The sequence below is a fragment of the Variovorax boronicumulans genome (assembly GCF_030812215.1).
GTDB classification, from domain to species: domain Bacteria; phylum Pseudomonadota; class Gammaproteobacteria; order Burkholderiales; family Burkholderiaceae_C; genus Variovorax; species Variovorax boronicumulans_C.
Genome location: NZ_JAUSSG010000005.1, coordinates 214,612 through 235,960, shown reverse-complemented (window position 1 = coordinate 235,960; position 21,349 = coordinate 214,612). Strand labels below are relative to the sequence as shown.

18 protein-coding genes are annotated in these 21,349 nt (G+C 66.9%); 12 read left to right on the top strand and 6 right to left on the bottom strand.

Features of this window, described 5'->3' with window-relative positions; all coding sequences use genetic code 11:
- Positions 1 to 8: 8 nt before the first annotated feature.
- From J2W23_RS15630 to J2W23_RS15615, 4 genes are all read left to right on the top strand, one after another.
- Entirely contained in the window at positions 9 to 1,037 is a 1,029-nt protein-coding gene (locus tag J2W23_RS15630) for an ABC transporter ATP-binding protein (RefSeq protein ID WP_307649375.1), read from the top strand.
- Complete coding sequence (locus J2W23_RS15625; protein ID WP_307649374.1) at positions 1,034 to 2,077, top strand: peptide ABC transporter ATP-binding protein; 1,044 nt, start codon at positions 1,034 to 1,036, stop codon at positions 2,075 to 2,077. Before J2W23_RS15630 ends, J2W23_RS15625 begins: the two co-directional genes overlap by 4 nt.
- 203 nt (positions 2,078 to 2,280) lie before the next feature.
- Complete coding sequence (locus tag J2W23_RS15620) at positions 2,281 to 3,912, top strand: ABC transporter substrate-binding protein (protein ID WP_307649373.1); 1,632 nt, start codon at positions 2,281 to 2,283, stop codon at positions 3,910 to 3,912.
- Positions 3,913 to 3,915: 3 nt separating this feature from the next.
- Positions 3,916 to 4,683, top strand: a complete 768-nt coding sequence (locus J2W23_RS15615) for a 5'-methylthioadenosine/adenosylhomocysteine nucleosidase (RefSeq protein WP_307649372.1) — start codon at positions 3,916 to 3,918, stop codon at positions 4,681 to 4,683.
- Here the strand turns inward: J2W23_RS15615 and corA are convergent.
- A complete protein-coding gene (gene corA, locus J2W23_RS15610) occupies positions 4,676 to 5,662 on the bottom strand; it encodes a magnesium/cobalt transporter CorA (protein WP_093053979.1) in 987 nt (328 codons plus the stop codon). The genes J2W23_RS15615 and corA overlap by 8 nt on opposite strands.
- A 215-nt stretch (positions 5,663 to 5,877) precedes the next feature.
- Between corA and J2W23_RS15605 the strand changes: the two genes are divergently transcribed.
- The 4 genes from J2W23_RS15605 to hprK all read left to right on the top strand — a co-directional run bounded on the left by J2W23_RS15605 (position 5,878) and on the right by hprK (position 10,372).
- Entirely contained in the window at positions 5,878 to 7,995 is a 2,118-nt protein-coding gene (locus tag J2W23_RS15605) for an ATP-dependent helicase (protein ID WP_307649371.1), read from the top strand.
- 314 nt (positions 7,996 to 8,309) lie between these two features.
- Entirely contained in the window at positions 8,310 to 8,639 is a 330-nt protein-coding gene (hpf, locus tag J2W23_RS15600) for a ribosome hibernation-promoting factor, HPF/YfiA family (protein ID WP_081270768.1), read from the top strand.
- Positions 8,640 to 8,852: 213 nt separating this feature from the next.
- Positions 8,853 to 9,320, top strand: coding sequence for a PTS sugar transporter subunit IIA (locus tag J2W23_RS15595; protein ID WP_042581318.1), 468 nt, complete (start codon positions 8,853 to 8,855; stop codon positions 9,318 to 9,320).
- 98 nt (positions 9,321 to 9,418) lie between these two features.
- Complete coding sequence (hprK, locus tag J2W23_RS15590) at positions 9,419 to 10,372, top strand: HPr(Ser) kinase/phosphatase (protein WP_176660764.1); 954 nt, start codon at positions 9,419 to 9,421, stop codon at positions 10,370 to 10,372.
- A gap of 73 nt (positions 10,373 to 10,445) precedes the next feature.
- Here the strand turns inward: hprK and fur are convergent, their stop codons facing one another.
- Entirely contained in the window at positions 10,446 to 10,865 is a 420-nt protein-coding gene (fur, locus tag J2W23_RS15585; protein WP_056584276.1) for a ferric iron uptake transcriptional regulator, read from the bottom strand.
- A gap of 88 nt (positions 10,866 to 10,953) precedes the next feature.
- On the opposite strand from fur, the gene J2W23_RS15580 reads away from it, so the two are divergent.
- From J2W23_RS15580 to J2W23_RS15565, 4 genes are all read left to right on the top strand, one after another.
- Complete coding sequence (locus J2W23_RS15580) at positions 10,954 to 11,511, top strand: outer membrane protein assembly factor BamE (protein WP_176660765.1); 558 nt, start codon at positions 10,954 to 10,956, stop codon at positions 11,509 to 11,511.
- A gap of 99 nt (positions 11,512 to 11,610) precedes the next feature.
- Entirely contained in the window at positions 11,611 to 12,453 is an 843-nt protein-coding gene (gene dapB, locus J2W23_RS15575; protein WP_373423939.1) for a 4-hydroxy-tetrahydrodipicolinate reductase, read from the top strand.
- A gap of 9 nt (positions 12,454 to 12,462) precedes the next feature.
- Positions 12,463 to 13,158 (top strand): MotA/TolQ/ExbB proton channel family protein, encoded by a 696-nt coding sequence (locus J2W23_RS15570; protein ID WP_307649370.1) that lies wholly within the window; start codon positions 12,463 to 12,465, stop codon positions 13,156 to 13,158.
- A gap of 18 nt (positions 13,159 to 13,176) precedes the next feature.
- Entirely contained in the window at positions 13,177 to 13,647 is a 471-nt protein-coding gene (locus J2W23_RS15565; protein WP_307649369.1) for an ExbD/TolR family protein, read from the top strand.
- A 10-nt stretch (positions 13,648 to 13,657) separates the two neighbouring features.
- Here the strand turns inward: J2W23_RS15565 and J2W23_RS15560 are convergent, their stop codons facing one another.
- The 4 genes from J2W23_RS15560 to glgX all read right to left on the bottom strand — a co-directional run bounded on the left by J2W23_RS15560 (position 13,658) and on the right by glgX (position 21,155).
- Positions 13,658 to 16,141, bottom strand: a complete 2,484-nt coding sequence (locus tag J2W23_RS15560; protein WP_307649368.1) for a glycogen/starch/alpha-glucan phosphorylase — start codon at positions 16,139 to 16,141, stop codon at positions 13,658 to 13,660.
- A 46-nt stretch (positions 16,142 to 16,187) separates the two neighbouring features.
- Positions 16,188 to 17,666, bottom strand: a complete 1,479-nt coding sequence (gene glgA / locus J2W23_RS15555) for a glycogen synthase GlgA (protein WP_307649367.1) — start codon at positions 17,664 to 17,666, stop codon at positions 16,188 to 16,190.
- A gap of 17 nt (positions 17,667 to 17,683) precedes the next feature.
- Entirely contained in the window at positions 17,684 to 18,991 is a 1,308-nt protein-coding gene (gene glgC, locus J2W23_RS15550) for a glucose-1-phosphate adenylyltransferase (protein WP_307649366.1), read from the bottom strand.
- A 79-nt stretch (positions 18,992 to 19,070) separates the two neighbouring features.
- Entirely contained in the window at positions 19,071 to 21,155 is a 2,085-nt protein-coding gene (glgX, locus tag J2W23_RS15545) for a glycogen debranching protein GlgX (RefSeq protein ID WP_307649365.1), read from the bottom strand.
- Positions 21,156 to 21,349: the final 194 nt, after the last annotated feature.

Genomic DNA, 21,349 nt, shown 5'->3' with positions numbered 1-21,349 from the left:
AGAGAAAGATGCCTTTGCTGGACATCAAGGACTTGCACGTCGAATTCCCTACGCAGGGCGGCGTGCTGCATGCGGTCGACGGCGTGAGCCTCACGCTCGAAGAAGGCGAGGTGCTCGGCATCGTCGGCGAATCGGGCTCGGGCAAGAGCGTCACGATGATGGCGCTCATGGGCCTTGTCGGCTTCCCGGGCCGCGTGCGCGCGGACCACATGCGCTTCGCGGGCAAGGACCTGCTCGGCATCTCCGACAAGGCGCGACGTTCGCTGGTCGGCAAGGAGGTCGCGATGATCTTCCAGGAGCCGACCACCAGCCTCAACCCTTGCTTCACCATCGGCTTCCAGTTGATGGAGACGCTGCAGCTGCACCTGAACCTCGACAAGCGCACCGCGAAGAAACGCGCGACCGAGTTGCTGGAGCAGGTCGGCATTCCCGCCGCATCGTCGCGGCTGGGCAGCTATCCGCACCAGCTTTCCGGCGGCATGAACCAGCGCGTGATGATCGCGATGGCCATTGCCTGCAACCCGCGCCTCCTGATCGCCGACGAGCCGACCACGGCGCTCGACGTGACCATCCAGGCACAGATCCTCGACCTGCTGCGCGACCTGCAGAAGGAGCGCGGCATGGCGCTGGTGCTCATCACGCACAACATGGGCGTGGTGAGCGAGATGGCGCAGCGCATCGCCGTGATGTACGCGGGGCAGGTGATGGAGCACCAGCGCGTCGACCGGCTCTTCGCATCGCCGCAGCATCCCTACACCGAGGCCTTGCTCGCGGCATTGCCCGAGCGCGCCGCGCCCGAAGGGCGGCTCGCGACCATCAGCGGCGTGGTGCCCGGCGTGCACGACCGGCCCTCGGGCTGCCTGTTCGCGCCGCGCTGCAGCTACGTCACCACGCGCGCCTGCAACGTGCGGCCTGCGTTGCGCGAGTGGCAGGGCGCCGAGGTGCGCTGCCACTATCCGCTCGGCGAACCGGGCCGCATCGTGGCGATCGAGCAGGACCGGCCGCAGCAGGTGACCGCGGCGGAGGCACTGCAATGAACAACGACAAAGGCGCACCCGGCGACGTCGTTGTCGAGGCCACCAATCTGCAGCGCACCTACGACGTGCGGCGTGGGCTGTTCCGCGCGCCGGCGCACCTGCGTGCGGTGGGCGACATCTCGTTCCGCCTTGAGCGTGGTCGCACGCTGGCGGTGGTGGGCGAATCGGGCTGCGGCAAGTCCACGCTCGCGCGCATGGTCGCATTGATCGAGAAGCCGACCGCCGGGCAACTCACGCTCGTGGGCGCCGATGCGGTGAACCCGCCGGCCGAGCGCAAGCGCGAGCTGCGCCAGGCCGTGCAGCTGGTGTTCCAGAACCCCTACGGCTCGCTCAATCCGCGCAAGAAGATCTCGGCCGTGCTCGAAGACCCGCTCGCGATCAACACCACGCTGGGCAAGTCGGAGCGTGCCGCGAAGGCGCGCGAAATGCTCGCGCGCGTCGGCCTGCGCCCCGAGTATGCGAACCGCTATCCGCACATGTTCTCGGGCGGCCAGCGCCAGCGCATCGCGATCGCGCGCGCGCTCATGCTGTCGCCGCGCCTCCTGGTGGCCGATGAGCCGGTGTCGGCGCTCGACGTGTCGATCCAGGCGCAGGTGCTGAACCTCCTGGCCGACCTGCAGGCCGAGCTGGGTCTCGCATACCTCTTCATCTCGCACGACCTCGGCGTGGTGCGCCACATCGCGCACGACGTGCTCGTGATGTATCTCGGCCACGCGGTGGAGCAGGGCCCGAAGGGGCGCATCTTCGCGCGGCCGCTGCATCCGTATACGCAGGCCTTGCTGGCCTCGACGCCGGGGCTCAGCACCCAGCGCATCGTCCTCAAGGGCGAGCTGCCGTCGCCGCTCAATCCGCCCACGGGCTGCGTCTTCAACACGCGCTGCCAGCACGTGCAGCAGCGCTGCCGCGAAGAGCGCCCCTTGCTGCGCGCGCTGGACGAGCGGCTCGTGGCCTGCCACTACGCAGAGAAGTTCCTCGATGGCGCGCCGCCCGCGCGCGCCGATGTCCCCGTGCTCGCCGTTCCGATGGCGACGAATCCCTGAGAGGCTGACAGGCAATCCGACATGACCGCTCATCCCCCGCAAATGGCCCCCCTCTGCGTTGCAAATGCTCGCCATAGCCCGAGCTATGGCTGCGCTTTGCGCCTTGATTGGGGCCATGTGCGGGGGCTGCTCGGTCACGCCGAATTACCTCTCAGCCTCTGAGCAAGTCTCGTTTTTTCTCAACCGTGTCTGAAGGAGTCCCTATGAAGACCCAATCCTCCGTTTCGCGCCGCTCACGAATGCTGGCGCTCCTGGCACCGACAGCGCTTGCGGCCCTTACCCTGGCCGCGGGCGCTGTGTCAGCCAAGACGCTGGTGTATTGCTCCGAAGGAAGCCCGGAGAATTTCTATCCGGGCATGAACACCACAGGCACGTCGTTCGACGTGACCACCCAGGTCTACAACACCATCGTCGAGTTCGAGCGCGGCGGCACCAAGGTCACGCCGGGCCTTGCCGAAAAATGGGACATCTCGCCCGACGGCACGGTCTACACATTTCACCTGCGTAAGGGCGTGAAGTGGCACACCACGAGCAAGAGCTTCAAGCCCACGCGCGACTTCAACGCCGACGACTTCATCTTCATGCTCGAGCGCCAGTGGAAGGAGAGCGATCCGTTCTTCAAGGTGACGAGCCAGAACCACTCGTACTTCAACGACATGGGCATGCCCAAGCTCCTGAAGTCGGTGGACCGCATCGACGACTACACGGTGAAGATCACGCTCAACCAGGCCGAGGCACCGTTCCTTGCCAACCTGGCGATGCAGTACGCGGGCATCCAGTCGAAGGAATACGCCATTGCCATGCTGAAGGCCGGCACGCCCGAGAAGGTCGACCAGGACCCGATCGGCACCGGCCCCTTCTATCTCGTGCAGTACCAGAAGGACGCGATCATCCGCTTCAAGGCCTTCCCGCAGTACTGGGGCGGCAAGGCGAAGATCGACGACCTCGTGTTTGCGATCACGCCCGATGCGTCGGTGCGCTGGGCCAAGCTGCAGAAGGGCGAGTGCCATGTCATGCCCTACCCGAACCCGGCCGATCTCGACGCGATCCGCAAGGACCCGAACGTGCAGGTGTTGGAGCAGCCGGGCCTGAACGTCGGCTACCTCTCGTACAACACGACGAAGAAGCCCTTCGACGATGTGCGCGTGCGCAAGGCCATCAACATGGCAATCAACAAGAAGGCCATCATCGACGGCGTGTACCTCACGACCGGCGTTGCCGCGAAGAACCCGATTCCGCCGACCATGTGGTCCTACAACGACGCGATCAAGGACGATCCGTACGACCCCGAAGCCGCCAAGAAACTGCTGGCGCAGGCCGGCTTCCCCGATGGCTTCAGCACCGACCTGTGGGCCATGCCGGTGCAGCGCCCGTACAACCCGAATGCCAAGCGCATCGCCGAGCTGATGCAGGCCGACCTCGCCAAGATCAACGTCAAGGCCGAGATCAAGAGCTTCGAATGGGGCGAGTACCGCAAGCGCCTGCAGGCCGGCGAGCACCAGATGGGCATGCTGGGCTGGACCGGCGACAACGGCGACCCGGACAACTTCATGTACACGCTGCTGGGCTGCGCCTCGGCCAAGTCGGCGAGCGGCAGCAACATCTCGAAGTTCTGCTACCAGCCGTACGAAGACCTCGTGGTGAAGGCCAAGAGCACGGTGAAGCAGGCCGACCGCGATGCGCTCTACAAGAAGGCGCAAGTCATCTTCAAGGAGCAGGCGCCTTGGTTCACCATCGCGCACGCGGTGCAGTTGAAGCCGGTGCGCAAGGAAGTGATCGACTTCAAGCTGAGCCCGTTCGGCCGCCACACCTTCTACGGCGTGGACATCAAGTAAACGGTGGCTGCGCCCATCGCCATCGTCGCAGCGATGCACGAGGAGCTGAAGGCGCTCCTCGCGCTGATGCCCGACGAGCAGCGCGTGCGCATCGCCGGGCGCGACTTCTGGGTCGGCCATCTGCATGGGCAGCCCGTGGTCGCGGTGCTGTCGCGCATCGGCAAGGTCGCCGCGGCGGTGACGGCTGCGGTGCTGCTGGAGCGGTTCGGCGTGCGAGCGATCGTCTTCAGCGGCGTCGCGGGCGGGCTCGCGCCGGGTGTGAATGTCGGCGATGTGGTCGTGGCGACCGCGCTGCTTCAGCACGACATGGATGCGTCGCCGCTCTTTCCCAAATACGAAGTGCCCTTGATGGGCATTTCGCGCTTCACGACCGACGCGGCGATCAGCGATGCGCTGGCGACCGTGGCCGAAGAAACGCTGCGCGATCCCGTGGCGCTGGTGGGGCAGGCGGCGGTCGATGAGTTCGGCCTTCGTTCGCCGAAGGTGCATCGCGGCCTGTTGGTGAGCGGCGACCGTTTCGTCTCGACCGCTGCCGAGAGCCAGGCGCTGCGCCGCAGCCTGCCCGACGCACTTGCCGTGGAAATGGAAGGCGCCTCGGTGGCGCAGGTGTGCCACGACTACGGCGTGCCTTTCGCGGCGATGCGGACGATTTCAGACCGCGCCGACGACGAGGCCCATGGCGACTTCGCGCGCTTCGTCGCCGAGGTCGCGAGCCGCTACAGCCTCGCGCTGATCGGCGCGTGGCTCGCCGGGCAACCGGCTGCTACTTGAGCCAACCGCGCCGGCGGAAGTACCACATCGGCACCAGCGCGCTGGCCGCCATCAGCACGATGGCGTACGGATAGCCCATGGCCCAGTCGAGCTCGGGCATGAACTTGAAGTTCATGCCGTAGATGCTCGCGATCAGCGTGGGCGGCAGCAGCGCGACGCTGGCCACCGAGAAGATCTTGATGGTCTTGTTCTGGTTGATGTTGATGAAGCCGACAGTCGCATCCATCAGGAAGTTGATCTTGTCGAAGAGGAAGGCCGTGTGGTTGTCCAGCGACTCGATGTCGCGCAGGATCTGCCGCGCCTCTTCGAACTGCTCGGCGTTGAGCATCTTGCTGCGCATCATGAAGCTGACCGCGCGGCGCGTGTCCATCACGTTGCGGCGGATGCGGCCGTTCAAGTCTTCCTGCCGCGCGATCGCGCCGAGCACTTCGCCGGCCAGCTCGTCGCTGACGTTGCCCGAGAGCACCTTCTTGCCGGCCACTTCGAGCTCGTCGTAGATGTTCTCCAGCGTGTCGGCCGAGTATTCGGCGTCGGCGTCGAAGAGCTTGAGCATCACTTCCTTGGCGTCTTCGATCAGCCCCGGCGCGCGGCGGGCGCGCATGCGCAGGAGGCGGAACACGGGCACGTCTTCATCGTGGATCGAGAACAGCACGCCGCGGCTGCGCAGGTCCGTGTTGTGCTGGTTGAGGATGAAGGCCACGCGTACCGTGCGCGGGTCTTCGTCGTCGTCGATCAGGAAGTCGGAGCGGATGTGCAGCTCGCCGTTGTCTTCCTCGTAGAAGCGGGCGGATTCCTCGATGTCCTCGTCCATCGCGTCTTCGGGAATCGAGAGGCCGTAGTACTGCTTGATCCAGCGCTTTTCCTCGAGCGTGGGCGATTCGAGGTCGACCCAGATCGGCTGGAACTTGGAGAGCTCTTCGAGCGCCTCGATCTCTTCCTGGACGAGGCGGCCGTTGGCGAGCGTAAAGATGTTGAGCATGGGCTCACTCCCGGGGATGACTGAAACGGTGGGCGAGGGAGGGGCGCTTTCAATTCCCGGGCCCGGCGCGAGACGCGTCAGAAGGGAGTTGAAAGCTGCCGAGACGGGGCGGTTTCCATGGGGGAGTCTCCGGTTGCAGCGAGGCGCGATTATGTCACCGGCCACAGGGCGGCAACCTGACCGAACTGGACGGACATACAGTAAAGTCGCGCCTCATGCAGACCGCTGCGTCCCCCGTTATTTCCGCCGCGCCAAAGACCCAGTCCGAGCGCCTGGCCGCGGCGTTGGCCACGCTCAACGACGACCAGCGCGCGGCGGTCGAGCACGGCGTCGGCGCTGCGGTGGCCGACGATCACCGCCCGCTGCTGGTGATCGCCGGTGCCGGCTCCGGCAAGACCAGTACGCTGGCGCATCGCGTGGCGCACCTGATCGCGGACGGGGTCGATCCGCAGCGGTTGCTGCTGCTGACGTTCTCGCGCCGCGCGGCGCAGGAAATGGAGCGTCGTGCGGGCCAGGTGCTGGCGCGGGTGCTCGGCCTCAAGTCGGAACGCCCGCCCGCGCTGCCGTGGGCCGGCACCTTCCACGGCATCGGGGCGCGTTTGCTGCGCGAATACGCCGGGCAGATCGGGCTCGACGAGAACTTCACCATCCACGACCGCGGCGATGCCGAAGACCTGATGGGGTTGGTCCGCCACGAGCTGGGCCTGTCCTCGACGGTGAACCGCTTCCCGCGCAAGGGCACCTGCCTCTCGATCTATTCACGCTGCGTGAACACGCGTGCTTCGGTGGCCGAGGTGCTGAAGGACGCCTTCCCGTGGTGCGACGAATGGGAGGCCGAGCTCAAGACGCTGTTCGGCGCCTACGTCGAAGCCAAGCAGCAGCAGAACGTGCTCGACTACGACGACCTGCTGCTCTATTGGGCCGAGATGGTCGCGGAGCCAGCGCTGGCCGAGGCCGTGGGCTCTCGCTTCGACCATGTGCTGGTCGACGAGTACCAGGACACCAACCTGCTGCAGGCCTCGATTCTCCTGGCGATGAAACCCGACGGGCGCGGCGTCACGGTGGTGGGGGACGATGCGCAATCGATCTACTCGTTCCGCGGTGCGACGGTGCGCAACATCCTCGACTTTCCTTCGCAGTTCAGCCAGGCCGCGCGGGTCGTCACGCTGGAGCGCAACTACCGCTCGACGCAGCCGATCCTGGACGTATCGAATCGCGTGATCGCGCAGGCGGCAGAGCGCCACGCCAAGACGCTCTGGACCGACAAACCCTCCGCCGGCAAACCGCAACTGGTGCTGGTGCCCGACGAGGCGGGGCAGGCGCGCTGGGTGGCCGACAAGGTGCTTGCGCACCGCGAGGGCGGACTCGCGCTCAAGTCGCAGGCGGTGCTGTTTCGCACCTCGTCGCACAGCGCGGCGCTCGAACTGGAGCTGGCGCGCCGCAACATCCCGTTCGTGAAGTTCGGCGGCCTCAAGTTTCTTGAAGCCTCGCATGTGAAGGACCTGCTCGCGGTGCTGCGCTTTGCCGAGAACCCGCGCGGGCGCATGGCGGGGTTTCGTGTCACGCAGCTGATCCCCGGCATCGGGCCTGTCACCGGCACGCGGTTGCTCGATGCGATGGACCAGGCGGCCGACCCGGCCGCGGCCGTGCGCGACTTCGTGCCGCCGTCCGCGGCGAGCGAGCAGTGGGCGGGCTTTGCCGAGGCGTATGCCGCGTTGCGCGCGCCGTCGCTGGCGTGGCCGGCCGATGTCGAGCTGGCGATGGATTGGTATTTGCCGCACCTGGAGCGCCTCTATGACGACACCTCTGGCGTGCGCCGACAGGACGTGGAGCAACTGGTGCGCCTCGCTGCGGGCTATGGCTCGCGCGAGCGCTTCCTGACCGAACTCACGCTCGACCCGCCCGAAGCCACGAGCGATCGCCCGGGGCCACCGCTGCTCGACGAGGACTACCTGATCCTGTCCACCATCCATTCGGCCAAGGGGCAGGAGTGGAACTCGGTGCATGTGCTCAACGTGGTCGACGGTTGCCTGCCGGCCGACGTGGCGCAGAGCGCGCATGAACTCGAGGAAGAACGGCGCCTGCTCTACGTCGCGATGACGCGGGCCCGCGACCACCTGCACCTCCTGGTGCCGCAGCGCTTCTACATCACGCAGCAGGCGGTGCGGGGCGACCGGCATCTCTATGCGAACCGCACACGCTTCATCACGGAATCGGATCTCGCGGGCTTCGAGCAGCAGACCTGGCCACCGCCGCCGGTACAGCCGCCTGCGGTGCCTCCGCCCGCCGCGGTGATCGACCTGCGCAACCGCATGCGCGCGGCCTGGCGCTGAACGGCTGGCCCTTCGCCCGGCAGGGTCACCGGGCGAAAAGCGCGTTAACACTTGCGAGCAAAGCGCCACGAAGGCGGGCCAACATGCGCGGGCAGCTATGGATTCAATAGCGGATTGAAGCAGGCGCCGGGCGGTCCCGCCACCCGGAGAACCCAGGTATTGCAATACCGTGACAGCTTGGGCATAGTGAATCGACCGACCCCTCTTTCTTCCTCTTCTTCCCTCCCTTTCCCCGCACCACACCTGTTTCGCCGGCCACGCTCCATCCTGGAGCGGGGTCATTTCCCCAACCGTCAATTCTCAGGAGGTCATTCATGAATTTGACGATCAGCGGTCATCACCTCGACGTCACCCCTGCCTTGCGCACCTACGTCACGAGCAAGCTGGACCGGATCACACGGCATTTCGACCAGGTGGTCGATGTGAAGGTGATCCTCACGGTGGAAAAGCAGAAGGAAAAGGAACGCCGCCAAAGGGCGGAGTGCAACATTCACGTCAAGGGCAATGACATGTTCGCGGAGTCGAGCCACGCTGATCTCTACGCTGCGGTCGATGAACTGGTCGACAAGCTCGATCGCCAGGTGGTCCGCCACAAGGACCGCCTGCAGGACCACCATCACGCGGCGCCCAAGCGCCTGATGTGAGTCAGGAGCAGGTCCTTCTTGGGCCCGCTCGCACCACAGGCCGCCTTCGGGCGGCCTTTTGCTTTTCCGACCACCGCCGTCGGACTTTGGGGGGTTCTGCTGGTTTCTGCCTGGGGCAGCGAGGCCTCCGGGCAACATGTAAACAGAAAGTAGATAGGGGCACTGGGGGTTTTTACCAACCGGGTGCATAATCGCCCCCGCTCTGCTCCCACCATGAATCGCCTCGCGTCCATCCTGCCGCCCGCCCAAGTGCTTGTGAGCGTTGACGCTACCAGCAAGAAACGTGCTTTCGAAGAAGCTGGCCTTCTGTTCGAAAGCCTTCATGGCCTGGGACGCGCCCTCATCACCGACAGCCTCTTTGCGCGCGAGCGCCTCGGCTCCACCGGTCTCGGCCACGGCGTTGCCATTCCGCATGGACGCATCAAGGGCCTCAAGGCACCGATGGCCGCCGTGTTCCAGCTGGCAAATCCCATCGGTTTCGACGCTCCTGACGAGCAGCCCGTCGCCCTCTTGATCTTCCTGCTGGTGCCAGAAGCGGCCACGCAGAAGCACCTCGAAATCCTCTCCGAAATCGCCGAGCTGCTGAGCGACGCCGGCCTGCGCGAGCAGATCAAGTCCAGTACCGATGCGGCCGCCCTGCACGGCCTGATCGCCGGCTGGCAGTCGACCCAAGTCGCCTGAGCGCATGCGTCGGCGTGCGCGGCTGCTGCTAAGCTGCGCGACACCTCCCCCGTCACTCATCCATCCAATGCCGGCGCCGAGCGCCGCCTTCTGAACGCATGAAGCCGACCGTCATCAGCGCCGATGCCATGTTCGAGGAGTTCCGCGGGTCGCTCCGCTGGGAATGGCTCGCGGGGCTCGGCGCTTCGGAGCGCCAGTTCGATCCCGAGGTCATCAGCCGCGCCCAGTCGGCTGCCGACCTGGTCGGTTACCTCAATTACATCCACCCGTACCGCGTACAGATCCTCGGCGCCCGCGAGGTGGCCTACCTGACGCGCGGCAGCCCCGACGACTGCGCCCGACGCATCGCCCGCATCGTCACGCTGGAGCCGCCGATGCTGGTGCTGGCGGATGGACAGGCGGCGCCCGACGAGTTGCTGTCGATCTGCGAGCGTGCCCAGTTGCCGCTCTTTGCCACGCGCGAATCGTCGGCCTTCGTGATCGATCTGCTGCGCGCCTACCTGTCCAAGCACTTCGCCGAGCGCACCTCGATGCACGGCGTGTTCATGGACATCCTGGGCATGGGCGTGATGATCACGGGCGAGTCCGGCCTCGGAAAAAGCGAGCTGGGCCTCGAGCTGATTTCACGCGGCAACGGCCTGGTGGCCGACGATGCGGTCGATCTCTACCGCATCAACCAGAACACCATCGAGGGTCGTTGCCCCGACCTGCTGCTGAACCTGCTGGAAGTGCGCGGCATCGGCCTGCTGGACATCCGCGCGATCTTCGGCGAGACGGCGGTGCGCCGGAAGATGCGCCTGAAGCTCATCGTGCACCTGGTGCGCCGCGACAGCTTCGAGCGAGACTACGAACGCATGCCCTCGGCGCCGCTCACGCAGGACGTGCTGGGCATTCCGGTGCGCAAGGTCATCATCCAGGTGGTGGCGGGGCGCAACATCGCCGTGCTGGTCGAGGCGGCGGTGCGCAATTCGATCCTGCAACTGCGAGGCATCGACACCTATGCGGATTTCGTGGCGCGCCACCACAAGGCGATGGAAAACGGCCAGGATTGACCCCGTTTTGCCGGGCCGCTGGCGCCGCTCCCTGAAGGGGGGCGAAGCGACACGAAGTGCGCGAAGACCTGTTCTAGCGCTTCTTCACGCAATCGCCGCAAAGGCCGTAGAGCGACATGGCGTGGTCCTGCAGGATCCAGCCCTTGTCCTTGGCGATCATTTGCTGGCGGCGCTCGATCTCGGCGTCGTAGAACTCCTCGACCTTGCCGCACGAGGTGCAGATCAGGTGGTCGTGGTGCGTGCCTTCGTTGAGTTCGTAGACCGCCTTGCCGCTCTCGAAGTGGCTGCGCTCCAGGATGCCGGCCTGCTCGAACTGCGTGAGCACGCGGTAAACGGTGGCAAGGCCGATGTCGGAATGTTCGTTGAGCAGGACGCGAAACACGTCTTCCGCCGTCATGTGCCGCTGGCTGCCCGTCTGGAAGATTTCCAGAATCTTCAGGCGTGGCAAGGTGGCCTTGAGGCCGGTGTTCTTGAGTTCGTCGATATTGGCCATGATGGTTCCTGCGCCCTGTGCCGCGGTCAGGTCCTGAAAAGGCCAGCCGCTACAATGGCCGATCATATCGCTACCCCCTTTTCCTCCCATGCCTGCCATTTTCCAACGCCGTTCCTGGCTGCTGGCTGCTGCCGTCGCCGCGACGCTCTGCCTCGGTGCCTGCAGCGGTTTCAGCGATCGCACGCGTGGCGCGCTGGCCGCGGTCACACCCTACAAGGTCGAAGTGGTCCAGGGCAATTTCGTGTCGAAGGAGCAGGTCGCGGCGCTCAAGCCCGGCATGTCGCGCCAGCAGGTGCGTGAAATCCTTGGTACTTCGCTGCTGAACGACGTGTTCCACGCCAATCGCTGGGATTACGTGTTCACCATCCGCCGTCAGGGCGTCGAGCCCCAGGAGCGCCGCCTGACCGTGTTCTTCAACGGCGAGCTGATGGATCGCTTCCAGGGCGACGAGATGCCCAGCGAAGAAGAATTCGTCGCCACGCTCGACACCCGCAAGAAAACCGGCAAGGTGCCTCCGCTCGAGGCCACGGAAGACGAACTCAAGAAATTCGCGCCGGCCAAGGACCCGAAAGCCGATGCCGCCGCCTCGGCGACGACCGTGCCTCCGCTGCCGGCGGCCTACCCCCCGCTCGAAGCCGCGCGCTGAGCGCAGCAGGAGCGGGCGGCGCCCGCCGAGTCAGGCGGCGTCCGTCCGGTCCCCCATGGTTCCAAGTGGCCTGCGGGCCATTCCGATGACTGAATCCGCGTGACTCAACCTACCTCTTCCTCTCCCTCCGCCACCTCCGCGCCGCGCCGCATCGCCATTGCTGGCGCTTCGGGCCGCATGGGCCACATGCTGATCGAGGCCGTGCGCAACGCGCCCGACTGCCGCCTGGCCGGCGCCCTCGACATCGCCGGCAGCGAGGCCATCGGCGCCGACGCAGCCGCCTTCCTCGGCTTCACGAGCGGCGTGCCCATCGTGGCGGACCTGCGCGCGGGCCTGAAAGATGCGCAGGTGCTCATCGACTTCACCCGCCCCGAAGGCACGCTCGCGCACCTGGCGGTTTGCCGCGAACTCGGCGTACAGGCCGTCATCGGCACCACCGGTTTCAGCGACGCGCAGAAGGCCGAGATCGCCGAGATCGCGAAAGACGTGGCCATCATGCTGGCCCCCAACATGAGCGTGGGCGTCAACGTCACCTTCAAGCTGCTCGAGATGGCCGCCAAGGCGATGTCGACCGGCTACGACATCGAGATCATCGAAGCCCACCACCGCCACAAGGTCGACGCGCCCTCGGGCACCGCGCTCAAGATGGGCGAGGTCATCGCCGACGCGCTGGGCCGCGACCTGAAGGACTGCGCCGTCTACGCCCGCGAAGGCATCACGGGCGAGCGCGACCCGTCGACCATCGGTTTCTCTGCCATCCGCGGCGGCGACATCGTGGGCGACCACACCGTGCTGTTCGCCGGCATCGGCGAGCGCATCGAGATCACGCACAAGTCTTCGAGCCGCGTGACCTACGCACAGGGCGCGCTGCGTGCGGTGCGCTTCCTGGCCGGGCAGAAGTCCGGCCTGTTCGACATGTACGACGTGCTGGGCCTGCGCTAAGGACCCCCGATGAGCGTCCTTGAACTGCTGACCCACGGCGACGGCGTCAGCCGTTCGGTCGCGGCGCTGCTGCTGGCGATGTCGATCGCGAGCTGGGTCGTGATCCTCTGGAAGGCGTGGCTCCTGCGCGGCGGCACGCGCGACGTGCTGCGCAGCATCGCGGCGTTCTGGCAGTCGGCCACGCTCGCCGATGCCGAACAGAAGCTCAAGGCATTCGACCGGGCCACGCTCGTCCTGCCCGCGGTCGTTGCAATCAAGAATGCAGCGGCCGTCAACGTCAATGGCACGCTGGGCGCCACGGGCGACCGCAACCAGCGCCTCACGCGCGTGCTGCGCGATGCCTTGCACGGTGCATTGCGGCGTCTGCAGGCCGGGCAGATTCTTCTTGCCACGGTCGGCGCCACGGCGCCCTTCGTCGGCCTGCTGGGCACGGTCTGGGGCATCTACGGCGCGCTGACGGGCATCGCGGGCCAGACCGGCGGCTTCACCATCGACAAGGTGGCCGGCCCCGTCGGCGAAGCGCTCGTCATGACCGCCTTCGGTCTCGCGGTCGCCATTCCGGCCGTGCTGGCCTACAACGTGTTCGGTCGCGTCATCGGCCGCGTCGAAGCCGAGCTCGAAGGCTTCGCGCACGACCTGCTCGGCAGCTTCGGCGACGCGCCGGCACCCGCCGCGCCGCCGCCGGCGCGGCCGATGCCCGTCTAGGCAGGGAGCACCGCACCCATGGCCTTCGGACGCACTTCGCTCGGCAGCAGCGCCGCAGGCGGCGGGCGAGCGACGGGCGCCGGCGGACAGCGGCCGCTCTCGGACATCAACGTCACGCCGCTGGTCGACGTGATGCTGGTGCTGCTGGTGATCTTCATCATCACGGCGCCGCTGATGGCCAGCTCGATCAAGCTCGATCTGCCGCAGACCGATGCCGGCCAGCCCAACGACACGCCCAAGTTCGTGAGCCTCGCGGTCGATGCATCGGGCAAGGTCTTCCTGAACGACAAGCCCGTGACCGACGAAGAACTGGCCGCCCAGCTCGAGAAGGCCGCCGCGGACAGCAAGGACACCGAGGTGCAATTGCGCGCCGACCAGACCGTGCCCTACGGCAAGGTGGTGGCGCTCATGGGCATTGCGAACAAGGCCGGGCTGAGCCGCATCGGCTTCGTCACCGAGGCCGAAGCGGCGTCCGAAAAGCCGCGCTGATTCAGCGGCCTCAGCCCAGCACCACCGGCTTGGTGTGCCAGATCTCGTGCGCGTACTGCGCAATCGTCCGGTCCGATGAAAACGCCCCCATTCCCGCCACATTGAGAATCGCCATCCGCGTCCACGCGTCCGAATCGCGGTAGAGCGCATCGACCTCGGCCTGCTTTTCGACATAGCTCGCGTAGTCGGCCAGCAGCAGGTAGTGGTCGCCCCAGTTCACCAGCGCGTCGTAGATGCCCTGGTAGCGCGACGGCTCGCCCGGCGAGAACGCACCGTCGCGGATCGCATCGAGCACGCGCTTGAGCTCCGCGTTCTCCTCGTAGATCTCGCGCGGCTGGTACCCGCGTGCCCGGATGTCCGCCACCTCCGGCGTCGTGTTGCCGAAGATGAAGATGTTCTCCGGCCCCACGTTCTCGCGCATCTCCACGTTGGCGCCATCGAGCGTGCCGATGGTGAGCGCGCCGTTGAGCGCGAACTTCATGTTGCCCGTGCCCGAGGCCTCCGTGCCCGCGGTGGAGATCTGCTCCGACAGGTCGGCCGCCGGCATGATGATCTCGGCCAGGCTCACGCTGTAGTTCGGCAGGAACACCACCTTCAGCAGCTTGCCCACGCGTGCATCGGCGTTGATGGTGCTCGCCACGTCGTTGATGAGACGGATCACCAGCTTGGCCATCGCGTACGCCGAAGCCGCCTTGCCCGCGAACACCACCACGCGCGGCACGATGTCGATGGGCGTGCCGGCCGCCTGCGCGTCGAGGATGCGGTGATAGCGCGTCACCACGTGCAGCACGTTGAGCAGCTGCCGCTTGTATTCGTGGATGCGCTTGACCTGCACGTCGAACATCGCATCGGTGTCCAGGTCGATCTTCAGGTGCTCTCCGACCCAGTTGGCCAGCCGCAGCTTGTTCTCGCGCTTGGCATGGCGGAACGCGCGCACGAACGCGGGCTGCGCGGCCATGGGCTTGAGCGCTTCGAGCTGCGACAGGTCGCGCCGCCAGCCCTTGCCGATGCGCTGGTCGAGCAGCCCGGCCAGCGGCGGGTTGGCCTGCGCCAGCCAGCGGCGCGGCGTGACGCCGTTGGTCTTGTTGTTGAAGCGCTCCGGAAAGATCTTGTCGAAGTCCGCAAAGATCGACTGCTTCATCAGCTCCGAATGCAGCCCCGACACGCCGTTGATCGAGTGGCTCGCGAGCACCGCAACATACGCCATGCGCACGCGCCGCTCGCCCGCTTCGTCCACCAGCGAAAGCCGGCGCATCAGCTCCACGTCGTTGCCGACCTTCTGCGTCACGGTGGCGAGGAACTTCGCGTTCATGTCGTAGATGATCTGCAGGTGCCGCGGCAATATGCGCCCCAGCATTTCCACCGGCCAGGTCTCCAGCGCCTCGTGCATCAGCGTGTGGTTGGTGTAGCTGAACACCTTCTGCGTGTGCGCCCAGGCCTCGTCCCAGGCGAGGCCATGCTCGTCGAGCAGGAGGCGCATGAGCTCGGGCACCGCAAGCACCGGGTGCGTGTCGTTCAGGTGGATGCTGACCTTCTCGGAGAGCTGCTCGAAGGTCTTGTGGTTGCGCAGGTACCGGCGCAGCAGGTCCTGCACGCTCGCGCTGCAGAAAAAATACTCCTGGTGCAGACGCAACTCGCGGCCCGAGGGCGTGGAGTCGTCGGGGTAGAGCACGCGCGAAACGTTCTCCGACTGGTTCTTGCTTTCCACCGCGCCCATGTAGTTGCCGCGGTTGAAGGCCGAGAGGTCGATTTCCTCGGTGGCCCGCGCCGACCACAGCCTGAGCGTGTTGGTGGCCTGGGTGCCGTAGCCCGGGATGATGGTGTCGTAGGCCACGGCCAGCACGTCGTGCGTGTCGACCCAGTCGGCCGCGCCATAGGGTGCGTTGGTGCCTTCGCGTTTTTGCACATGGCCGCCGAAGCGCACGCGGTAGTTCACCTCGGGCCGCTGGAACTCCCACGGGTTGCCGCGCGTGAGCCAGTAGTCGGGCGTTTCCACCTGCTGGCCGTCGACGATGCGCTGGCGGAACATGCCGTATTCGTAGCGGATGCCATAGCCCATGCCGGGCACGCCGAGCGTGGCCATCGAATCGAGGAAGCAGGCTGCGAGCCGCCCCAGGCCGCCGTTGCCGAGCGCTGCGTCGGGCTCGCGCTCGGCGAGCGCCGCCATGTCCACGCCGAAGTCGGCCAGGGCTTCCCGCACCGTGTCGTAGAGGTCGACCGCGAGCAGCGCGTTGGTGAAGGTGCGCCCGATGAGGAACTCCATCGAGAGGTAGTAGACGCGCTTCAAGTCCTGCGCGTAGTTGGCGCGCGTGGTCATCATCCAGCGCTCGACCAGCTGGTCGCGCACGGCCTGCGAGGTGGCGTTGAGCCAGTCGTCCTGGCTGGCGGCGACCGGGTCCTTGCCGACCGCGTAGATCAGCTTGTTGGCCACGGCGCGCTTGAAGGCCGCGACGTCGCGGTCGGGGTGGTCGTAGGCGAAGTCTTTGATCGTCATGGTGGGCGTTCTCGAGGTGATTGGTGTTGTGTCGGCCACGCGTGGATCAGGCGGCGCCCGATGCCTGGTGGTAGACGTCGATGTATTGCGCGGCGGCGGTGGCCCAATCGGCCGGACGCCGCATGGCGTTGCCGCGCACGCGGCGCCAGTCGGGCGCACGCTCGTAGAGGGCGAAGGCACGGCGCAGCGCGCGTTCGTAGTCGGCTGCGTCGAAGCGGTCGAACACGAAGCCGGTGGCCTCGCCGCTCGCCATGTCTTCCAGCGTGCTGTCGACCACCGTGTCGGCCAGCCCGCCCACGCGGCGCACCAGCGGCAGGCTGCCGTATTTCAGGCCGTACATCTGCGTGAGGCCGCAGGGCTCGAAGAGCGAAGGCACCAGCGTCACGTCGCCGGCGCCGAAGAGCTGGTGCGCGAGCGTTTCGTTGTAGCCGATGGTGACGCTGACCGATTGCGGCGCTGCCGCCGCGCGCTGGCGAAAAGCCTCTTCGAGCCATGCCTCGCCGCTGCCCAGCAGCGCGAGCTGGCCGCCCTGCGCAAGCAGCGCATCGATGCCGCCGAGCACGAGGTGCAGGCCCTTCTGTTCGGTGAGCCGGCTCACCAGGATGAACAGCGGCGCATCGGGCCGCTCGGCCAATCCGAGCTGATGTTGCAGCACCGCCTTGCAGCGCGCCTTGCCGGCCATGTGGCGGCCTTCGGGCGTGTGATAGCCCTGCACCAGCGCCGTGTCGGCGGCCGGGCTCCAGACCTTGTCGTCCACCGCGTTGAGGATGCCGGTGAGCACACCGCTGCGCTGGCGCAGCAGGCCGTCGAGGCCGCAGCCCTGCTCGGGTGTCTGGATTTCGCGCGCGTAGGTCGGGCTTACGGTGGTGAGCCGGTCGGCGAAGTACAGGCCGGCCTTCATGAACGACACCTGTCCGTGGTATTCGAGCCCGTTCATGTGGAAGGCAGGCGCCGGCAGGCCGAGGTCGGCGAAGTTCCAGGGTGCGGAAATGCCCTGGTAGGCGAGGTTGTGCACGGTGAACACGCTGCCGGCGCGCGTCGACCCGGCTTCGCGCGCGAAGTGCAGGTAAGCCGGCGCCAGGCCCGCGTGCCAGTCGTGCGCATGCACGACCTCGGGCCGCCACGCCGGGTCCAGCCCTTGGGCGAGCCGCGCCGCCGCCCAGCCGAGCAGCGCGAAGCGCCGGTGGTTGTCGCCGTAGGGCTGGCGCGTCGCGTCTTCGTAGGGATTGCCGGGTCGGTCGTAGAGCGCCGGCGCATCGATCACGTAGGCGGGTATCGGCGGCGCGCCGTCGATGGCGATGTGCCCCGCGCGCAGCGCGAAGCGCTCGCTGCCCCAGGGTGCGGTGAGTTCGGCCACCGGCACCAGGTCGCGCACGCCGGCCACGATGGCCGGAAAGCCCGGCAGCAGCACCCGCGTGTCCTGCCCCGCGGCCATGAGCGCGAGGGGCAGGGCGCCGGCGACATCCGCCAGGCCGCCGGTCTTGAGGAGGGGAAAGAGTTCGGCGCTGACCTGGAGGATTCGCATCGTTCGCGATCGCGGCCTCAGGCGGCCAGCCTTTTCAGCATTTCGCGGGTGACGAGCACCACGCCGGCCTCGGTGCGCTCGAAGCGGGCTGCATCGGCGGCGGCATCCTCTCCGATCACCATGTCGTCGGGAATCACGCAGCCGCGGTCGATCACCACCTTGCTGAGCCGGGCGCCGCGGCCCACCTCGACATCGGGCAGCAGCACGGCCTCGTTGATCTCGCAGAACGAATGGATGCGCACGCCCGAGAACAGCACCGAGCTGCTCACCTTGGAGCCCGAGACGATGCAGCCGCCCGAGACGATGGTGTTGACCGTCATGCCGTGGTGGCCGTGGCGGTCGAGCACGAACTTGGCCGGGGGCAGTTGCCGCTGGTAGGTCCAGATGGGCCAGTCGGTGTCATAGATGTCGAGCTCGGGGGTGATCGAGGCCAGGTCGAGGTTGGCTGCCCAGAATGCATCAATCGTGCCCACGTCGCGCCAGTAGGCCTTGGCGTCGGGTCCGCGCGAGGCCCGCGTGACGCAGGACATGCCGAAGGGATGCGCCAGCGCCCGGCCCTGCGCCACGGCGCGCGGAATGATGTCCTTGCCGAAATCGTGGCTCGAATCGGGGTTGGCGGCGTCTTCCTCGAGCAGTTGGTAGAGGTAGGCGGAGTCGAACACGTAGATGCCCATGCTGGCCAGCGCCACGTCGGGGTGGCCGGGCATGGCGGGCGGATCGGCCGGCTTCTCGAGAAAGGCGGTGATCTGGCGGCCGTCGTCGATGGCCATCACGCCGAACGCCGTGGCCTCCATGCGCGGCACTTCGATGCAGCCGACCGTGCAGCCCAGGCCGCGCTCGGCATGGTCCTTCACCATGATCGAGTAGTCCATCTTGTAGATGTGGTCGCCGGCCAGCACCACCACGTAGTCGTGCTTGGTCGAGCGGGTCTGGATGATGTCCAGGTTCTGGAACACCGCATCGGCCGTGCCGCGGTACCAGTGCTCGTCGCCCACGCGCTGCTGCGCGGGCAGCACGTCGACCATCTCGTTGAGCTCGGCCCGCAGGAAGCTCCAGCCGCGCTGCAGGTGGCGCATGAGCGAGTGCGACTTGTACTGCGTGACCACCGCCATGCGCCGGATGCCGGAATTGAGGCAGTTCGACAAGGCGAAATCGATGATGCGGAACTTGCCGCCGAAGTACACGGCCGGCTTGGCGCGCCGGTCGGTCAGCTGCTTGAGGCGGGAGCCGCGGCCGCCGGCCAGCACCAGGGCGATGGTGCGGCGAACCAGTTGATGGGCCTGCAGGGGTTCCTGCGAGGGGGGCGTGCTGAGCTGGTTGTCCATCCTGTGTCTCCGTTCGTTCGTTGGAATGCGTCGTCAGAGTTTCTGTAGCTAGGCTAGCACTGCGCCGCGCGCATGGCTTCTACGTTCTTGCAATCCGGATGCTCGAAAAAGGTACTTCCACCGCATTGCCGAGCGCCTGTGGCGATGCGTCGCGGCCATGCCCGGGATCGGTCGAGAGACAGTGCCGCCAGTTGCCCGGGGGCAGCGTGAAATTCACCGCCTGTGCGCCGGCATTGACCAGCACCAGCCATGCGCCCGCGTCCTCCCTCGCCGCGCCGTTGTGGTTGTCGAAGAGGATTGCAAGGGCCGTGCCCGCCTGCCAGTCGTCCTGCGTCATCGGTTGGCCGTCGGGGCGCAGCCAGCGGATCGCCGGTGCGCCCTCGGGCGGATCGGCCGGCCACCAGCGCGTGCTGCGCAGCACCGGCGCTTCGCGGCGCAAGGCTGCGAGGCGCGCGACGAAATCGCTCGTGCGCGCCATGTCGCCGGAGGGGTCGGACGCGCCGATCCATGCGAGCCAGGTGGTCTCGTTGTCCTGGCAGTAGGCGTTGTTGTTGCCTTGCTGGCTGTGGCCCAGCTCGTCGCCGGCCAGCAGCATCGGCGTGCCTTGGGAGAGCAGCAGCACCGCGAGCAACGCGCGCTGCAGGCGGCTGCGTTTCTCCAGGACGCCAATGTCGTCGCTCGGGCCTTCGATGCCGCAGTTGTTGCTCAGGTTGTGCGCGTGGCCGTCGCGGTTGTTCTCGCCGTTCGCGAGGTTGTGGCGCTCTTCGTAGCTCACGAGGTCGCGCAGCGTGAAGCCGTCGTGCGCGGTGATGAAGTTGACGCTCGCCGTCGGCGCGCGGCCGCGGTGGGCGAACTGCGTGCTCGATGCGGTGAAGCGGTGCGCGAAATCGCCGAGGCCGGCTGCGCCGTCGCGCCCTTGCCGCAGCCAGAAGCCGCGCTGCGTGTCGCGATAGCGGTCGTTCCATTCGAGCCAGCCGGGCGGGAACTCGCCGAGCCGGTAGCCGCCGGGGCCGATGTCCCATGGCTCGGCGATCAGCAGCGTGCGCGAGAGCACCGGGTCTTGCGCGATGGCGGCGAAGAAGGGCGCGCGCGGGTCGAACCCTGTGGCCGCATCGCGTCCCAGCACCGGTGCGAGGTCGAAGCGAAAGCCGTCGACGCCCATCTCGCAAGCCCAGAAGCGCAGGCTGTCCATCACGAGTTGCAGCACGCGAGGCTCGCCGAGGTTCAGGCAGTTGCCGGTGCCGGTCCAGTTCTCGTAGAGCGCGCGGTCGTCTTCGCGCAAGTGGTAGTACAGGGCGTTGTCGATGCCGCGCAGCGAGAGCGTCGGGCCGACCTCGTCGCTCTCGGCGCTGTGGTTGTAGACCACGTCGATCACCAGTTCCATGCCGCGCGCATGCACCGCGTCGGCCATCGCGCGGAATTCGCTCGCGGGCGTGGTGCCGGGGCGGCCGCTCCAGTAGCGCGGCTCGGGGGCGAACCAGCCGATGGTGTTGTAGCCCCAGTAGTTGGAAAGGCCCATGGCCAGCAGGCGCTGCTCGTCGGCGCGGTGCTGCACGGGCATCAGGCTGAGCGTGGTGACGCCCAGGCGCTGCAGGTGGTCGAGCACGGCGGGCTCGGCGAGGCCGGCGTAGGTGCCGCGCAAGGCTGCGGGGACGCCGGGGTGCAACTGGGTCTGGCCGCGGACGTGCAGTTCGTAGAGGACGCGGTCGGTGGGGGCGATGCGTGCATGGCCGGGCGTCGTCGTGCCAGTGGCTGCTGTCACGCGGCCCTTGAGCGCGACGGGGCTGTTGTCGCGGCCATCGCGTTGGTTGGGATCTGCCGGGTTGTGTCCGAGGAAGAGGTCGCTGCCGTCGTAGCGGCCGACGATTTCGCGTGCATACGGATCGAGCAGCAGCTTGGCGGGATTGAAGCGTTGCCCGTCATGTGGCGCCCACGGGCCGTGGACGCGGTAGCCGTAGACCAGGCCTTCGCGGCCGGCTGGAAGCAGGCCGTGCCAGACGCCATCTGTACACGCTGGTAGGCGGAGGCGTTGCTGTTCGTTCTGGCCGGTGGCGTCGAAAAGACAGAGCTCTACGGACTCTGCGGTGGGGGCTGCTAAGGCGAAGTTGACGCCTTGGGGGGAAAGGGTTGCTCCCAAGGGGGACGGCGTGCCTGGGCTCAGCATTCTTGTTGCCCCTGGATTGGTTTTTTCCCCGAGGCCGGGTCTCGCCCCGGCAGGCGACCTACTTTTCTTTGCTTCGCCAAAGAAAGGTAGGCAAAAGAAAGGCGACCCCACTGTCTGCGACCCTCCGCTTCGCTGCGGGCAACCTGCGGTGCTCGCGTTTCGCGGGGTCTCGCAGAACTCGCTTCGCTCAAACA

Coding starts and splice junctions, on each gene's coding strand:
- J2W23_RS15630 (WP_307649375.1), top strand. CDS start 9: ATGCCTTTGCTGGACATCAAGGACTTGCACGTCGAATTCCCTACGCAG.
- J2W23_RS15625 (WP_307649374.1), top strand. CDS start 1,034: ATGAACAACGACAAAGGCGCACCCGGCGACGTCGTTGTCGAGGCCACC.
- J2W23_RS15620 (WP_307649373.1), top strand. CDS start 2,281: ATGAAGACCCAATCCTCCGTTTCGCGCCGCTCACGAATGCTGGCGCTC.
- corA (WP_093053979.1), bottom strand. CDS start 5,662: ATGCTCAACATCTTTACGCTCGCCAACGGCCGCCTCGTCCAGGAAGAG.
- J2W23_RS15605 (WP_307649371.1), top strand. CDS start 5,878: ATGCAGACCGCTGCGTCCCCCGTTATTTCCGCCGCGCCAAAGACCCAG.
- hpf (WP_081270768.1), top strand. CDS start 8,310: ATGAATTTGACGATCAGCGGTCATCACCTCGACGTCACCCCTGCCTTG.
- J2W23_RS15595 (WP_042581318.1), top strand. CDS start 8,853: ATGAATCGCCTCGCGTCCATCCTGCCGCCCGCCCAAGTGCTTGTGAGC.
- hprK (WP_176660764.1), top strand. CDS start 9,419: ATGAAGCCGACCGTCATCAGCGCCGATGCCATGTTCGAGGAGTTCCGC.
- fur (WP_056584276.1), bottom strand. CDS start 10,865: ATGGCCAATATCGACGAACTCAAGAACACCGGCCTCAAGGCCACCTTG.
- J2W23_RS15580 (WP_176660765.1), top strand. CDS start 10,954: ATGCCTGCCATTTTCCAACGCCGTTCCTGGCTGCTGGCTGCTGCCGTC.
- J2W23_RS15570 (WP_307649370.1), top strand. CDS start 12,463: ATGAGCGTCCTTGAACTGCTGACCCACGGCGACGGCGTCAGCCGTTCG.
- J2W23_RS15565 (WP_307649369.1), top strand. CDS start 13,177: ATGGCCTTCGGACGCACTTCGCTCGGCAGCAGCGCCGCAGGCGGCGGG.
- J2W23_RS15560 (WP_307649368.1), bottom strand. CDS start 16,141: ATGACGATCAAAGACTTCGCCTACGACCACCCCGACCGCGACGTCGCG.
- glgA (WP_307649367.1), bottom strand. CDS start 17,666: ATGCGAATCCTCCAGGTCAGCGCCGAACTCTTTCCCCTCCTCAAGACC.
- glgC (WP_307649366.1), bottom strand. CDS start 18,991: ATGGACAACCAGCTCAGCACGCCCCCCTCGCAGGAACCCCTGCAGGCC.
- glgX (WP_307649365.1), bottom strand. CDS start 21,155: ATGCTGAGCCCAGGCACGCCGTCCCCCTTGGGAGCAACCCTTTCCCCC.